This is a genomic window from Streptomyces virginiae (assembly GCF_041432505.1).
In the GTDB taxonomy this organism is placed as follows: domain Bacteria; phylum Actinomycetota; class Actinomycetes; order Streptomycetales; family Streptomycetaceae; genus Streptomyces; species Streptomyces virginiae_A.
The window spans coordinates 3,763,623-3,778,944 of record NZ_CP107871.1 but is presented as its reverse complement, the minus strand read 5'-3'; the positions used below and the strand labels follow the sequence as shown (position 1 = coordinate 3,778,944).

At 72.2% G+C, this 15,322-nt stretch carries 13 protein-coding genes; 10 read left to right on the top strand and 3 right to left on the bottom strand.

Going from position 1 to position 15,322, the window contains the following annotated elements; translation table 11 throughout:
- Positions 1-95: 95 nt before the first annotated feature.
- From OG624_RS17510 to OG624_RS17495, 4 genes are all read left to right on the top strand, one after another.
- Positions 96-1,721 carry a flavin-containing monooxygenase gene (locus tag OG624_RS17510; RefSeq protein ID WP_266360886.1) on the top strand — a complete coding sequence of 542 codons (1,626 nt, stop codon included), beginning with the start codon at positions 96-98 and terminating at the stop codon, positions 1,719-1,721.
- Positions 1,718-2,674 (top strand): alpha/beta fold hydrolase, encoded by a 957-nt coding sequence (locus OG624_RS17505; protein ID WP_033226716.1) that lies wholly within the window; start codon positions 1,718-1,720, stop codon positions 2,672-2,674. Before OG624_RS17510 ends, OG624_RS17505 begins: the two co-directional genes overlap by 4 nt.
- Positions 2,671-3,555, top strand: coding sequence for an SDR family oxidoreductase (locus tag OG624_RS17500; RefSeq protein ID WP_033226714.1), 885 nt, complete (start codon positions 2,671-2,673; stop codon positions 3,553-3,555). Before OG624_RS17505 ends, OG624_RS17500 begins: the two co-directional genes overlap by 4 nt.
- Positions 3,556-3,631: 76 nt before the next feature.
- Complete coding sequence (locus OG624_RS17495; protein WP_033226713.1) at positions 3,632-3,811, top strand: hypothetical protein; 180 nt, start codon at positions 3,632-3,634, stop codon at positions 3,809-3,811.
- Positions 3,812-3,905: 94 nt separating this feature from the next.
- Here the strand turns inward: OG624_RS17495 and OG624_RS17490 are convergent, their stop codons facing one another.
- Positions 3,906-7,187 carry a S41 family peptidase gene (locus tag OG624_RS17490; RefSeq protein ID WP_033226712.1) on the bottom strand — a complete coding sequence of 1,094 codons (3,282 nt, stop codon included), beginning with the start codon at positions 7,185-7,187 and terminating at the stop codon, positions 3,906-3,908.
- Between the two features lie 152 nt (positions 7,188-7,339).
- Here OG624_RS17490 and OG624_RS17485 point away from each other — a divergent pair, with 152 nt between their 5' ends.
- Positions 7,340-7,930, top strand: coding sequence for a TetR/AcrR family transcriptional regulator (locus OG624_RS17485; protein ID WP_030717084.1), 591 nt, complete (start codon positions 7,340-7,342; stop codon positions 7,928-7,930).
- A 130-nt stretch (positions 7,931-8,060) separates the two neighbouring features.
- Entirely contained in the window at positions 8,061-10,262 is a 2,202-nt protein-coding gene (locus OG624_RS17480) for an MMPL family transporter (RefSeq protein ID WP_266360824.1), read from the top strand.
- Positions 10,263-10,381: 119 nt separating this feature from the next.
- On the opposite strand, the gene OG624_RS17475 is transcribed toward OG624_RS17480, so the two are convergent.
- Complete coding sequence (locus OG624_RS17475; RefSeq protein WP_033226709.1) at positions 10,382-10,789, bottom strand: SsgA family sporulation/cell division regulator; 408 nt, start codon at positions 10,787-10,789, stop codon at positions 10,382-10,384.
- A 170-nt stretch (positions 10,790-10,959) separates the two neighbouring features.
- Between OG624_RS17475 and OG624_RS17470 the strand changes: the two genes are divergently transcribed.
- The 4 genes from OG624_RS17470 to OG624_RS17455 are packed head-to-tail and all read left to right on the top strand — an operon-like array spanning position 10,960 to position 14,749.
- Positions 10,960-12,030, top strand: a complete 1,071-nt coding sequence (locus tag OG624_RS17470; protein WP_033226707.1) for an energy-coupling factor ABC transporter permease — start codon at positions 10,960-10,962, stop codon at positions 12,028-12,030.
- 1 nt (position 12,031) lies between these two features.
- A complete protein-coding gene (gene cbiQ / locus OG624_RS17465) occupies positions 12,032-12,793 on the top strand; it encodes a cobalt ECF transporter T component CbiQ (protein ID WP_371639572.1) in 762 nt (253 codons plus the stop codon).
- The gene (locus OG624_RS17460) at positions 12,781-13,554 is read left to right on the top strand and encodes an energy-coupling factor ABC transporter ATP-binding protein (RefSeq protein ID WP_078909734.1); all 774 of its coding nucleotides are present in this window, start codon (positions 12,781-12,783) and stop codon (positions 13,552-13,554) included. The genes cbiQ and OG624_RS17460 overlap by 13 nt, the downstream gene beginning before the upstream one ends.
- A 28-nt stretch (positions 13,555-13,582) precedes the next feature.
- Positions 13,583-14,749 carry a serine hydrolase domain-containing protein gene (locus OG624_RS17455; protein ID WP_371639571.1) on the top strand — a complete coding sequence of 389 codons (1,167 nt, stop codon included), beginning with the start codon at positions 13,583-13,585 and terminating at the stop codon, positions 14,747-14,749.
- Here OG624_RS17455 and OG624_RS17450 read toward each other — a convergent pair.
- The gene (locus tag OG624_RS17450; protein WP_371639570.1) at positions 14,738-15,259 is read right to left on the bottom strand and encodes a YbaK/EbsC family protein; all 522 of its coding nucleotides are present in this window, start codon (positions 15,257-15,259) and stop codon (positions 14,738-14,740) included. The two genes, OG624_RS17455 and OG624_RS17450, sit on opposite strands and share 12 nt — an antisense overlap.
- Between the last annotated feature and the right edge of the window lie 63 nt (positions 15,260-15,322).

The following is a 15,322-nucleotide window of genomic DNA, read 5'->3' as shown; positions in this document are numbered from 1 at the left end:
CCCGATTGTGCCAGTGATTGCTGGCAGTGTTTCGATGGTGTGGCGTTGCGGTGCGGTGCGTGGCTGGGACTGCGGATGAGCGGAAGGCGGCGGGCATGGGCGGGACGAGCGGCAAGGGCGGGCGCGAGCACGTACGGGTGGCGGTGATCGGGTCCGGATTCGGCGGGCTCGGCGCGGCCGTACGGCTGCGACGTGAAGGGATCACGGACTTCGTCGTACTGGAACGGGCCGACTCGGTCGGCGGCACCTGGCGCGACAACAGCTACCCGGGGTGTGCGTGCGACGTGCCCTCGCACCTCTATTCGTTCTCGTTCGCCCCCAACCCCGACTGGCCGCGGACCTTCTCCGGACAGCCGGCCATCCGCGCCTACCTGGAGCACGTCGCCGACACCTTCGGACTGCGCCGGCACATCCGGCTCGACACCGAGGTGCTGATGATGCGCTGGGACACGGACGAACTGCGCTGGGAGATCGAGACCTCGGCCGGGGAGCTGACCGCCGACGTCGTCGTCTCCGCGACCGGCCCGCTGTCCGACCCGAAGATGCCGGAGATCCCCGGCCTCGCCGAGTTCCCCGGCAAGGTCTTCCACTCCGCCCGCTGGGACCACGACTACGATCTGCGCGGCAAGCGCGTCGCCATGATCGGAACCGGTGCCTCGGCCATCCAGATCGTCCCCGCCATCGCCCCCGAGGTGGAGCACCTCACCCTCTTCCAGCGGACCCCGCCGTGGGTCATGCCGCGCACCGACCGGTCCATCACCGCGGTGGAGCGCTGGCTGCACCGTCAGCTGCCCTTCACCCGGGCGGCGCGGCGCGGGCTGCTGTGGGGGATCCGGGAGCTCCAGGTCAGCGCCTTCACCAAGCGCCCGAACCAGCTCGGCCTCATCGAGTCCCTGGCCAAGGCCAACATGGCGCGCTCGATCAAGGACCCGGCGCTGCGCGCCCGGCTGACGCCCTCCTACCGGATCGGCTGCAAGCGGATCCTGCTCTCCAGCGAGTACTACCCGGCGCTGGCCCGGCCCGATGTGGACCTGGTCGCCTCCGGGCTCAAGGAGATCCGCGGCTCGGTGCTGGTCGCCGCCGACGGGACCGAGACCGAGGTCGACGCGATCATCTTCGGCACCGGCTTCCACGTCACGGACATGCCGATCGCGGACCGGGTGGTGGGCGCGGAGGGCCGGACCCTCGCGGACGCCTGGAAGGACGGGATGCAGGCGCTGCGCGGGGCCACCGCCGCCGGCTTCCCCAACTGGATGACGATCATCGGGCCGAACACCGGGCTCGGGAACAGCTCGATGATCCTGATGATCGAGTCGCAGCTCACCTACATGGCCGATTACCTGCGCCAGCTCGGCATGCTCGGCGGGAAGGTCGCGCTCGGCGCCCGGCCGTCCGCCGTCAACCGGTGGAACCGGCAGGTGCAGGCCCGTATGGAGCGGACCGTGTGGAACACCGGCGGCTGCACGAGCTGGTACCTGGACGCGCAGGGACGCAACACGACGGTCTGGCCGGGGACTACGGGCGAGTTCCGTCGGGAGACGCGGAGCGTCGATCTGGCGGAGTACGAGGTCCTGCGGGTGGGCGAGCGGGAGCGGGTCCCGGTGGCGGTCTCGGCCGCCGCCGTGGGGGCCGGTGCGGCCCCGTTGCCGGGGGCGCTGCCCCCGGACCCCCGCGCCTCGAACGTCGGCGGGGTCGATTCCGAGGCGGAGGACGTCGCGTGAGTCGGCTGATGCATGTCGTCTCCGGGCCCTACGCCCCGCCCGTCGCACGGCGGGAGTTCGTCGCCGTCTCCGCCGACGGGGCCCGCCTGCACGTCGAGGTCCACGGGGACGAGGACGCGCCGGCCGTGGTGCTCGCCCACGGCTGGACGTGTTCCACCGCCTTCTGGGCCGCGCAGATCCGGGCCTTGGCCACCACCCACCGGGTCGTCGCCTACGACCAGCGCGGGCACGGGCGCAGCCCCGCCGGCCGGGTGCACAGCACCACCGCCCTCGCCGACGACCTGGTGGCCGTACTGGAGTCCGCCCTCGCCCCCGGGGAGCGGGCGGTCGTCGCCGGGCACTCCATGGGTGGAATGACGATCATGGCGGCCGCGGGCCGGCCCGAGTTCGCCGCGCGGGCCGCCGCCGCCCTGCTGTGCAGCACCGGCAGCTCCCGGCTGGTGGACGAGGCACTGGTCGTGCCGGTGCGCGCCGGGCGCGTCCGGACCCGTGTCACCGGCGCGGTCCTCGGCTCTCGCGCCCCCCTCGGGCCGGTCACACCGGTGGCTCGGAAGGTCCTCAAGTACGCCACCATGGGCCCCGGTTCCGCGCCCGACAAGGTCGAGGCGTGCGCCCGTATCGTGCACGCCTGCCCCACCGGGGTGCGGCACGCCTGGTCCCAGGTGCTGGCCGGCGTGGACCTCGACGCCGACGTGGCCCGCCTCATGGCGCCCACCGCCGTGATCGGCGGCACCGCCGACCGGCTCACCCCGATCGTGCACGCCCGCGGCCTCGCCGCCGCGCTGCCGAACTGCGTGGGCCTGACCGAGCTCACCGGCATGGGGCACATGACCCCGGTCGAGGCGCCCGAGGCCGTCACCGGCGTCTTGCGCGAGCTCGCCGAGCGGTACCTGGGCACCGCACGCCCCGACACCACCGACCTGGGCACCACCGAGAAGGAGAAGACGCCGTGAGCACTCGCAGGAGTCTGGAAGGCCAGGTCGCCGTCGTCACCGGCGCCGCCCGCGGGGTCGGCGAGCTGCTGGCCCGCAAGTTGTCGGCCCGTGGCGCGAAGGTCGCCCTCGTCGGCCTGGAGCCGGAGACCCTCAAGGAGGTCTCCGAGCGGCTGCACACCGACAGCGATCACTGGTACGCCGACGTCACCGACCACGAGGCCATGGCCCGCGTCGCCGAGGAGGTCAAGCAGCGCTTCGGCAAGGTGGACATCGTCGTCGCCAACGCGGGCGTGGCCGCCGGCGGGCCGTTCGCCGACTCGGACCCGGACGCCTGGCGCCGGGTGATCGAGGTCAATCTGATCGGCGGGGCCGTCACGGCCCGCGCCTTCCTGCCCGTACTGATGGAGAGCCGCGGCTACTTCCTCCAGATCGCCTCGCTCGCCGCGATCACCCCGGCGCCGATGATGACCGCCTACTGTGCCTCCAAGTCCGGGGTCGAGGCCTTCGCGCACTGCCTGCGCGCGGAGGTCGGGTACAAGGGGGTCAAGGTCGGCGTGGGCTACCTCTCCTGGACCGACACCGACATGGTGCGCGGCGCCGACCAGGACGAGGTCATGCGGGAGTTGAGGCAGCGGCTGCCGTGGCCGTCGAACCGTACGTACCCGCTGGGGCCGGCCGTCGACCGGATCGTCGCGGGCATCGAGCGGCGCTCGCCGCACGTGTACGCGCAGTGGTGGCTGCGCGGCATGCAGGGGATGCGCGGCTACCTGCCCGGGATCATCGCGACGGTCGGGCAGCGCGAGATGAAGCGCTTCGAACCGCGTCTGGGCGGTGTGTCCAAGGGGCTCGTCGGGGCGGGCGGGGCGGCGGACGAGAAGGAGCGCACACAGAGTCACTGATCGAAATGCGCCCTTTGTTCGCCCATGCAAGTCTGGTCGAGGCCCCACCCCCCACACCCCTCATGGAGTGAACAGCATGGGCATCAAGGACCAGTTCCAGGACAAGGCGCAGGAGCTCAAGGAGAAGGCCGAGAAGGGGCGGAAGCAGCCCGGCAAGGGCCCGCAGGACCCGACGCCCCGGCGGAGCCCGCAGCCGAAGGACTCGCCGCAGCGGTCGTTCGACGACATCCGGGACGAGCTCGACGACCGGACCTAGGCTTCCGGCCCGACCGTCACGGGCCCGCACGCAGCGCCGAGGGGCGCGATCCCCGCTGTTCCCGGGATCGCGCCCCTCTCGCACGCGGTACCGCTCACTCCCTGGGGGGCAGCTTCGGACGGCGCCGGTCCGGTACGTCGGTGTAGCCGGGCGGCACCGCGGCCGGATCCTGTTCCAGCAGTTCCAGCGCCAGGTGCACGGCGTCGTCGAGTTGGGCGTGCCGCCCCTCCGCCCAGTCGAGGGGGGTGCGCTGGATCTCCAGGTCCGGCTCCACGCCGTGGTTCTCCACCGACCAGCCGTACTCCGGGAACCAGGCGGCGTTCATCGGCACCGTGATCACCGTGCCGTCCCCGAGCGTGTGGCGGCCGGTCATGCCGACCACCCCGCCCCAGGTGCGCAGTCCCACCACCGGTCCCAGGCCCAGCAGTTTGAAGGCGGCGGTGATCATGTCCCCGTCCGAGGAGGTCGCCTCGTCGGCCAGGGCCACGATCGGCCCCCGGGGCGCGTTGGAGGCGTAACTGACCGGCTGGGCGTTGCGCGTCAGGTCCCAGCCGAGGATGGAGCGGGTCAGCTTCTCCACCACCAGCTCGCTGATGTGCCCGCCCGCGTTGCCGCGTACGTCCACGATCAGCGCGGGCCGGGACATCTCCATCCGCAGGTCGCGGTTGAACTGGGCCCAGCCCGAGCCGCCCATGTCGGGGATGTGGAGGTAGCCGCAGCGGCCGCCGCTGATCTCCCGGACCGCCTCGCGCCGCTTGGACACCCAGTCCTGGTAGCGCAGGGGCCGTTCGTCGATCAGCGGCACGATGGCGACCCGGCGGGCCCGGCCCTCGCCCGCCGCGGGCTGGAAGGTCAGCTCCACCGTGGTGCCACCGGCGGCCGCCAGCAGCGGATAGGGCCCGGCGACCGGGTCCACCGGGCGGCCGTCCACGTGGGTGAGCACCGCGCCCTCCCGGATGCCGGTGCCGGCCAGTGGGGAGCGGGCCTTGGAGTCCGAGGACTCGCCGGGCAGGATCCGGCTGACCACCCATTCCCCGTCCCGGGGGAAGAGGTTGGCGCCGAGCAGGCCGATGGCCCGCTGGTAGTGCGGGGGACCTTCGTTGCGGCGCGCGGGGGAGACGTAGGCGTGCGAGGTGCCGAGTTCACCGAGGACCTCGCGCAGCAGGTCGGCGAACTCGTCGGGCGAGGAGACCCGTTCGACCAGGGAGCGGTACTGGGCCAGCACCCCGTCCCAGTCGATGCCGCACATCTTCGGCTCCCAGAAGTACGCGCGGATGATCCGCCCGGCCTCCTCGTAGGCCTGGCGCCACTCGGCCGCCGGGTCCACCTCGTGCAGGATGCGCCGCAGGTCCAGGTAGACGGTCGAGTCGCTGTCGCCCGACTCGGTCGCCGGGACCGCGCGCAGGTCGCCGTCGTCGTTGATCACGAGCCGGGTGCCGTCGCCACTGACCGCGAACCAGTCCAGCCCGGAGGCCAGTTCGGTCTTGCGGGCCTTGGTGAGGTCGAAGTGCTCCAGCGTCGGCTTGCCGCTGATGTCGGCCGGGTTGGCGAAGGTCTCGCCGAGCGCGCCGGAGATCGGCCAGCGCAACCACACCAGTCCGCCGCCGTGCACCGGGTAGAGGGCCGAGTACTTGGACGCGGTCACCGGGAACGGGGTGACGCGGCTCTCCAGTCCCTCCACCTCCACGGTCACGGCGCCGTCGGCCTCGCCCGAGTCGCCCTCGGCCACGTCGAGTCCGCCAGCCGCGGGCCGGCCCTCGGCGGACAGCGCGAAGGGGGAGGGGGTCGCGGAGTTCAGCGGCACCAGGTACGGGCGGCAGCCCAGCGGGAAGGACAGGTCGCCGGTGTGCACGTCGTAGACCGGGTCGAAGCCGCGCCAGGACAGGAAGGCGAGGTAGCGCCCGTCCCGGGTGAAGACCGGATTCTCGTCCTCGAAGCGGCCGTTGGTGACGTCCACGATCGTGCGGGCGCCGGGGCCGGAGATCCGGGCCATCTTGATCTGCCGCAAGGAGCGCCCGATGCCCGGGTGCGACCAGGTCAGCCAGACTCCGTCGGGGGAGAAGGCCAGGTCGGTGACGGGGCCGTTGATGGACGCGATCAGCTCGGTGACCTCGCCGTTGGACTCCTCGGTGGCGTCGATGAGCAGGAGCCGGCCGTCGTTGGAGGCGATGGCGAGCCGCTCGCCGTCCGGGTCGGAGAGCAGTTCGGTGACCCGACCCAGCCGGCCGGAGGCCAGCCGGCGCGGCTCGCGTTCCCCGGAGGCCCGTGGCAGGTAGGCGATCTCGATCGCGTCCTCGCCCTCGGCGTCGGTGACGTAGGCGACCTGCCCGCCGCTGCCGAGCATCTCCGGCAGCCGTACGCGTACGCCCGGGGTGTCGGCGATGGTGCGGGCCGGGCCGTCGCGGTGGGTCAGCCAGTAGAGGCTGCCGCGCACCACGACCGCGCTGGCGCGCCCGGTGGCGTCCACGGAGAGCGAGTCGACGTGGCTGGCGGCCGGCACCTGGTACGTACGCCGGCCCGCCCGCGGGCCGCCGAGGCGGACGTCGAGCTTGCGCGGGACGGCGTCCCGGTCCAGGGACTCGACGAGCCAGAGGTCGCCGGCGCATTGGTAGACGACGCGGGAGCCGTCGCTGGAGGCGTGCCGGGCGTAGAACTCGTCGTGGTCGGTGTGGCGGCGCAGATCGGTGCCGTCGGGCAGGCAGGAGTAGAGGTTGCCGATGCCCTCGTGGTCGGAGAGGAAGGCGATCCGGCCGTCCACGAACATCGGGGAGTCGAGGTGGCCCTCGACGTCCTCCAGCAGCCGCTGTCCGTGCAGCCACAGCCGGCCGGTGGCGCCGCCGCGGTAGCGCTTCCAGGCGGCCGGCTCGTGCGGGGGCTTGCCGGTGAGCAGCAGGGAGTGCCGTTCGCCCTCCGGGGTGGCGTGCACCTGGATGTCGGAGACGGGTCCCCAGGGCAGGCGGCCGCCGGGGCTGCCGTCGGTCGGGAGGCTGTAGGCCCAGGCGAAGTAGGAGAAGGGCTGACTGTGCGAGGACACGGCCAGGATGTCGCTGCGGCCGTCCTCGTCGGGCGGGGTCCAGCCGCAGACGCGGGTGTCGAGGGCGCCCCAGTAGCTGAGTTGGCGGGCGGGGCCGCCGTCGACGGGGGCGAGGTGGATCTCGGGGTCGAGGCTGCGCCAGCTGGTGAAGGCGATGTGCCTGCCGTCGGGGGAGAAGCGCGGGTGGCCGACGCGGGTCCGGTCGACGGTGATGCGCCAGGCCCGTCCGGGGGTCTGGCCGTCGGGGACCAGCGGGGCGACCCAGAGATCGTCCTCGGTGGCGAAGCAGAGAAGGTCGTCGTGCAGGTGCGGGAACCGGAGGTACGCGACGTCGTGACTCACCCCCCAATGCTTTCCGCGTAGGGGGGCCCTGGCAACTCGTACAGGTGATCCATGACACTCCCCCAAGCGAAACGGAACGGTTTCGTTTCGCTTGGGGGAGGGGTATCGTCTTAAGCGTACGGAACAGTTTCGCTTCGACGGGAGGCACGGACATGACCGAGGCGATGGCGGCCCGGCGTAGCCGGATCACCCCGGAGCGGCAGGCCGAACTGCACGAGGCGGTCCTCGACCTCCTGCGTGACGTCGGCTACGAGGCGCTGACCATGGACGCGGTCGCCGCCCGTACGAAGTCCAGCAAGGCCACCCTCTACCGCCAGTGGGGGAGCAAGCCGGAGCTGGTCGCCAAGGCCCTGCGCTGCACGCAACCGGTCTCGCTGCGCGAGATCGACACGGGCAGCCTCCGCGGGGACTTCGCGCGCATGGTCGAGCACTCCGACGACGCGCAGATGGCCAAGGACACCGCGCTGATGCGGGGTCTGGCCCATGCCGTCCACGAGAGCCCGGAGCTGCACAAGGCCCTGCGCGACCTGCTGGTCGACCCGGAGATCAACGGTCTCCAGGCGATGCTGCGGCGTGCGGTGGACCGGGGCGAGATCCGCCCGGACTGTCCCGCGCTCGACTTCGTACCGCACATGCTCATCGGGGCGTTCATCGCGCTCCCGTTGATCGAGGACCGCCCGGTGGACCGGGCCTTCCTCGGTGACTTCATCGACGCCGTGGTCTTCCCCGCCCTCGGCGTCTGATCCTCGATCCTCCCCGTCCCCAGCACGGCTCCTCGCTGTTCCTGACACGCCGCTCTCGTCGTCGGGCCGGCTCCTCACGCCCTGATCCGATCCGGATCCATCCCACGACCTGAACGGGAGAACCACCGACGTGGCTACCTTCCTCTACCGACTCGGCAGAGGCGCCTTCCGGCGCCGCGGCCTCGTCGCCCTCCTCTGGGTGGCGCTGCTGTTCGCCGCCGGCTTCGGCGCCGCCTCGGCGGCCGCGCCCACCTCCGGCTCGTTCTCGATACCCGGTTCGGAGGCCCAGAAGGCCTTCGACCTGCTGGACGAGCGCTTCCCGGGCATGGCCGCCGACGGCGCCACCGCCCGCATCGTCATCAAGGCCCCCGAGGGCGCCAAGGTCACCGACCCCGGCCCCAAGGCCGAGGTCCAGAAGATCGTCTCGAGCCTGAAGACCGGGCCGGGCGCGGCCGAGATCTCCTCCGTCGCCGACCCGTACGAGGTCCAGGCCGTGAGCCAGGACGGCTCCACCGCCTACATCAGCGCCAAGTACACGGTCAACGGCATGGAGCTGAAGGACGACACCCGCGAGGCGCTCAAGGGTTCGGGCGAGGCCGCCAAGGCCGCCGGGCTGAACGTCCAGATCGGTGGCGACGCGCTGATGGCGGCCCCCGAGACGGGCTCCGGCGAGATCATCGGCATCGCGGTCGCCGCGATCGTCCTCGTCATCACCTTCGGCTCGCTGATCGCCGCCGGTCTGCCGCTGCTGACCGCGATCATCGGCGTGGGCATCGGTGTCTCCTCCATCACCGCGCTCGCCAACGTGCTCGACCTCGGCAACACCACCGCCACCCTCGCGACGATGATCGGCCTCGCGGTCGGCATCGACTACGCCCTCTTCATCGTCTCCCGCTACCGCGTGGAGCTCGCCGAGGGCCGCGAGCGGGACGAGGCCGCCGGCCGCGCAGTCGGAACTGCTGGTTCCGCCGTCGTCTTCGCCGGTCTGACCGTGGTCATCGCCCTGGTGGGCCTGGCCGTCGTCAACCTCCCGATGCTGACCAAGATGGGCTTCGCGGCCGCGGGCACCGTGGTCATCGCCGTGCTCGTCGCGCTGACCCTGGTCCCGGCCATCCTCGCCTTCGCGGGCAAGAGGGTGCTGCCGGCGGGCGAGAAGAGCCGGCTGTTCGGCAAGGGCAAGCCGGCGGGCGCCGAGAAGAAGGCCAACGGCGGTACCCGCTGGGCCCGCTTCGTCCTGCGCCGCCCCGTCATGGTGCTGCTGGCCGGTGTGATCGGTCTCGGCGTCATCGCCATCCCGGCGAGCAAGCTGGAGATGGGTCTGCCGGACGACGGCGCCCAGCCGGTCTCCACCACCCAGCGCCAGGCGTACGACCTGCTGTCCGACGGCTTCGGTCCGGGCTTCAACGGCCCGCTGATGGTGGTCGTCGACGGCGACAAGGCGCTCGCCGACTCCACCGTCGACCGGATCAAGGGCCTGGACGGGGTCGTCGCGGTCACCCCGCCGACCCTCAACAAGGCCGGCGACGCCGCGGTCATCACCGTCATCCCGAAGGACCGCCCCTCCTCCACCCACACCGAGGAACTGGTCCACGAGATCCGTGACGGCAGCGGGGAGGACGTCCTCGTCACCGGCGCCACCGCCATGAACATCGACTTCTCGCAGAAGATGAACGACGCGCTGCTGCCCTACCTGGCGCTCGTCGTGGGTCTCGCCTTCCTGCTGCTGATGCTCGTCTTCCGCTCGATCCTGGTCCCGCTCAAGGCGGCCCTCGGGTTCCTGCTCTCGGTCGTCGCCGCGCTCGGCGCCGTCGTCGCGGTCTTCCAGTGGGGCTGGCTCGGCTCGGTCTTCGGGGTGGAGCAGACCGGTCCGATCATGTCGATGATGCCGATCTTCATGGTCGGTGTGGTCTTCGGTCTGGCCATGGACTACGAGGTCTTCCTCGTCACCCGGATGCGTGAGGCGTACGTCCACGGCGAGCGCCCGGGCCAGGCCGTGGTCACCGGCTTCCAGTACAGCGCGCGGGTCGTCGTGGCCGCCGCCGTCATCATGATCGCGGTGTTCGCGGGCTTCATCGGGGCCAGCGAGCAGATGGTCAAGATGATCGGTTTCGGTCTGGCCGTCGCCGTCTTCTTCGACGCCTTCGTGGTCCGCATGGCCATCGTCCCGGCGGTGCTCGCCCTGCTCGGGCACAAGGCGTGGTGGCTGCCGAAGTGGCTGGACCGGCTGCTGCCGAACGTGGACGTGGAGGGCGAGAGCCTGCGCAAGCACCTGGAGAAGTCCGCGGGCTCCCCGAAGGGCCCGGACAAGGACCGCGAGCTGGTCGACGCCTGAACCTGACGGCCTCGTTCGGGCCGACAGCACGGCACAGCACAGCACAGCACCGCACGCACGACGCAGCCCGGCCCCGTACCGCCTGATCACCAGGTGGTACGGGGCCGGGCCCGTTGGGCCTATCGGGTGGCGGACGCGGCGGACACCGCGGGCGCGTAGGTGCGGCGGAGGAACCGGCGCAGCGCGGCGATGTCGAACTGGACGACCGCGACGCCCTCGGGGGAGTGGAACTCGACGACCGCCTGGACGCGGCCGCAGGGCCAGACGCGTACGTCCCCGGTCCCGGTCGGAGCCTGGAGGCCGGCCTCCAGCAGGGCCCGGGGGAAGACCCACTCGTTGTCGGTGCCCTCGGGAGACAGGCCTGCCGGGAAGACGATCCGTACGGCCAGCGGCTCGGCGGCGGCGAAGCGCAGGGCGACGGGGATCGTCCGGTAGAGGGGATCGTCCGTGATCACGCGGGCGCGTACCCGCTCCTCGACGGCGCTTGCGGTGGCGGTCGCTGGTGGATTCTCGGCGGTGGCTGACATCGACAAGACTCCTCGAAATCGGAACATTTGCGTCCGTTTGTCCCGTCCAGCCTCGCACATTCCCACGAAAGCGCGCGGTTCTATTTGTGATGCCACCGCTCTTGCCAACGGTTTGCAACTGGGCACTATGGTTGAACAGCTAAAGACTGAGTAAGAAGCGGAGCCACTCCATGCATGTGCCCGACGGATTCATCAACGCACCCGTGTCGGTGGCCGCCGGAGTGGTGGCCGCCGCCGCGGTGGCCGTCAGCCTCCGCGGCGCCCGGCGCGAACTCGACGAGCGCACCGCGCCGCTCGCCGGTCTCGTCGCCGCCTTCATCTTCGCCGTCCAGATGCTGAACTTCCCGGTCGCCGCCGGCACCAGCGGCCATCTACTGGGCGGCGCGCTCGCCGCGATACTCGTCGGCCCCTACACCGGCGTGCTGTGCGTGTCCGTCGTCCTGCTCATGCAGGGCATCCTCTTCGCCGACGGCGGCCTGACCGCCCTCGGCGTGAACATCACCGTCATGGGCGTCGTCACCGTCGTCGTCGCCCACGCGATCTTCCGCGGGCTGCTGCGGATCCTGCCGTCCACCCGCCGCTCCGTGACCGTGGCCGCCTTCACCGGCGCCCTGCTCTCGGTGCCCGCCGCGGCCGCGGCCTTCACCGCCGTCTACGCCATCGGTGGCACCACCGACGTGCCCATCGGCAAGGTGATCACCGCCATGGTCGGCGTGCACGTGCTCATCGGCATCGGCGAGGCCGCCATCACCGCGGCCACCGTGGGCGCCGTCATCGCCGTCCGTCCCGACCTGGTGCACGGAGCCCGCGGGCTCACCACGCGCCTGAAGCTGCGCGTCGACGGCGCGCTCGTCGACGCGCCGGCCGCGGCCGCCGCGCCCGCGCCCGCCGGCGCCGGCTCGACCCGCAAGGTGTGGGTGACCGGCCTGGTCACCGCCCTCGTGCTCGCCGGATTCGTCTCCTTCTACGCCTCCGCCAGCCCCGACGGCCTGGAGAAGGTCGCCGCGGACAAGGGCATCGACGAGAAGGTCGAGGAGCACGCCGCGGCGAACTCCCCGCTCGCCGACTACGGCGTCAAGGACGTCGACGACGCCCGCCTGTCCGGCGGCCTCGCCGGGGTCATCGGCGTCGGCGTGACCGTCGTCGCCGGCACCGGGATCTTCTGGGCCGTGCGCCGCCGCCGCACCGAGGACCTGACCGCCACCTCCACCGCCCCTTCCACCTCCGCCTCGGCAGGCTGACATGGGGGCCGGCCACGCCCACAAGCTCTACCGCGAGGGCCACTCGCCGGTCCATGCCCTGCCCCCGCACTGCAAGCTCGCCGCGACCCTGGCCTTCGTCGTGGTCGTCGTGTCCACACCGCGCGAGGCGGTGTGGGCCTTCGGCCTGTACGCCGTCCTCATCGCGGCGGTGGCCGCCGTCGCCCGGATCCCGGCCGGCTTCCTGCTCCGACGGCTGCTGATCGAGGTGCCTTTCGTCGCCTTCGCCGTGCTCATGCCCTTCGTCGCCGAGGGCGAGCGGGTGGAGGTGCTCGGCATGTCGCTCAGCGTCTCGGGCCTCTGGGGCGCCTGGAACGTCCTCGCCAAGGGAACCCTGGGCGTGGCCGCCTCCGTCCTGCTCGCCTCGACGACCGAGCTGCGGGTCCTGCTGCTGGGCCTGCAACGGCTGAAGCTGCCGCCCCTGCTCGTCCAGATCGCCTCCTTCATGATCCGCTACGGCGATGTGATCAGCGACGAGCTGCGCCGGATGTCCATCGCCCGCCGCTCCCGCGGCTTCGAGGCCCGCGGAATCCGACACTGGGGGGTACTGGCCAAGACCGCCGGCGCGCTGTTCATCCGCTCCTACGAGCGCGGCGAGCGGGTCTACCTCGCCATGGTCAGCCGCGGCTACACCGGCTCGATGCCGGTGATCGACGAGGTCGCCGCCACGCGCGCCCAGTGGGCGTACGCGTCCACGCTCCCGGTGACGGCCCTCGCCGTCTGTCTGATGGGATGGACCCTGTGACCCGAACTCCCTCCCTCACTCCCTCCCTCGAAGTCGCCGGCCTCGCCTACGCCTACCCCGACGGCCACCAGGCCCTCTTCGGCGTGGACCTCACCGTCGGAAAGGGCGAGCGGGTCGCCCTGCTCGGACCCAACGGCGCGGGCAAGACCACGCTGGTGCTGCACCTCAACGGCATCCTCGGCGGCGGGGTCGGCTCGGTGACCGTGGCCGGGCTGCCGGTGGAGAAGCGCAACCTCGCCGAGATCCGCCGCCGGGTCGGCATCGTCTTCCAGGACCCCGACGACCAGCTGTTCATGCCGACCGTGCGCGAGGACGTGGCCTTCGGCCCGGCGGCGGCCGGCATGCGCGGTGCCGAGCTGGAGGAGCGGGTCCGGGCGGCCCTCGACCAGGTCGGCATGGCGGACTTCGCCGACCGGCCGCCGCACCACCTGTCCTTCGGCCAGCGCCGCCGCGTCGCGGTGGCGACCGTCCTGGCCATGCGGCCCGACATCCTGGTCCTGGACGAGCCCTCGTCCAACCTGGACCCGGCCTCGCGCCGCGAGCTCGCGGACATCCTGCGCTCGCTGGACGTGACCGTGCTGATGGTGACGCACGACCTGCCGTACGCGCTGGAACTGTGCCCGCGTTCGGTGATCCTCAGCGAGGGGGTCATCGCGGCCGACGGCGGCACCCAGGACCTGCTGTGCGACGAGAAGCTGATGCGGGCCCACCGGCTGGAGCTGCCCTTCGGCTTCGACCCGCGTTCGGTATCGGTGGCATAAGCACCGGTCCGCGTTTGTTGCACCGCACGTGGACATCCAGGGTGTGGTGACGGAGGGCTTCGAGCCCGTCAGGGACGCGTTCGTACGCAACTTCGAGGTGCTCGGGGACCGGGGCGCGGCCGTGGCCGTGTACCGCGACGGCCGCAAGGTCGTCGACCTGTGGGCCGGCACGAAGGACGCGCACGGCACCGAGCCCTGGACCGAGTACACCGCGCAGATCGTCCGCTCCGCGACCAAGGGCGTGGCAGCCGCCGTGCCGCTGCTGCTGCACCAGCGCGGACTGATGGACCTGGACGCGCCCGTGGGCTCGTACTGGCCGGAGTTCAAGACCGGCGGCAAGGAACGGATCCTGGTCCGCGACGTGCTCGCGCACCGGGCGGGCATACCGGCACTGGACCGGGGGCTGAGCGCCGCCGAGGCCGCCGACGGTGTGTCCGGGGCGCACGCGGTCGCCGCGCAGCGGCCCTTCTGGGAGCCGGGCACCGAGCACGGCTACCACGCGCAGACCTACAGCTGGCTGCTGTCCGAGCTGGTGCTGCGGGCGACCGGCCGCACCCTGGGCTGCGTCCTGGCGGAGGAGATCGCCGAACCGCTGGGGCTGGAGTTCTGGATCGGCCTTCCGGAGACCGAGACCCACCGGGTGGGCCTGGTCGCGCCGGTGGAGCCGCCCGAGAGCGCCGGCATGCTGCGGACCCGGCCGCGGCGCAACGTGTCCGAGGCCTACGCCGACCCGGACTCCCTCACCCGCCGCGCCTTCGCCGCCATCGACCCGCTGCCCGACGAGAACGACCCCGCCTACCGGGCCGCCGAACTCCCCGCCTCGAACGGCATCGGGACGGCCCGCGCCCTGGCCCGGTTCTACGGAGCCACCATCGGCGTGGTCGAGGACGGCGCGCGGATCTTCACCCCGGCCACCACCGCGCTCGCCGCTCAGGAGCATTCCGCCGGGCCGGACCGGGTGCTCGTCGTGAACACCCGCTTCGGCGCCGGCTACATGCTGCACGGCCCGGCCTCGCCGCTGCTCTCGCCGGCCTCCTTCGGCCACCCCGGCCGCGGCGGCTCCCTGGCCTTCGCGGACCCGGAGGCGGGCATCGGCTTCGGCTACGTCACCAACGCCCACGCCAAGTCGGTCACCGCGGACCCGCGGGCACAGGCCCTGGTCCGGGCCCTGAAGTCGGCCCTGTCAGCCCTCTGAGGCCCGCTCGTTCGGCCCGGTCGGCCCGACCTTCTCGCTCCGCTCGCGTACGTCGGCGAGCGTGGCTCCCGCGTAGGCGATGAGCTCCTGCGGGGCCATCGGGAACACCGTGGTCGGGGTACCGGCCGCCGCCCAGATCTCCTCGTGGGCCAGCAGCGACCGGTCGGCCAGCACCCGGGTCCGCGTGCGGTGCCCGAAGGGCGGGACCCCGCCGATCGCGTAGCCCGTGGTCTCCCGGACCAGGGCGGCGTCGGCCCGCGTCACCTTCCCGGCGCCGAGCTCGCGGCGTACGGCCTCCACGTCCACGCGCGAGGCCCCGTCCATCAGGACCAGCACCGGGACCCCGTCCGCGGCGAAGATCAGCGACTTGACGATCTGGCTCAGCTCGCAGCCGATCGCGGCCGCCGCGTCGGCGGCCGTACGGGTCCCTTCGGGAAAGGTCCGGACGGTGAGGTCGAGGCCCAGCCCGGTGAGGGCCTCGGCGAACAGGGGGTGCGTGGACGTCGTCATGCCGCGACGCTATCGCCGCCGGGCGCGGCGACACGACCGATTTCGGCCGGGGCCGGGGCCGAG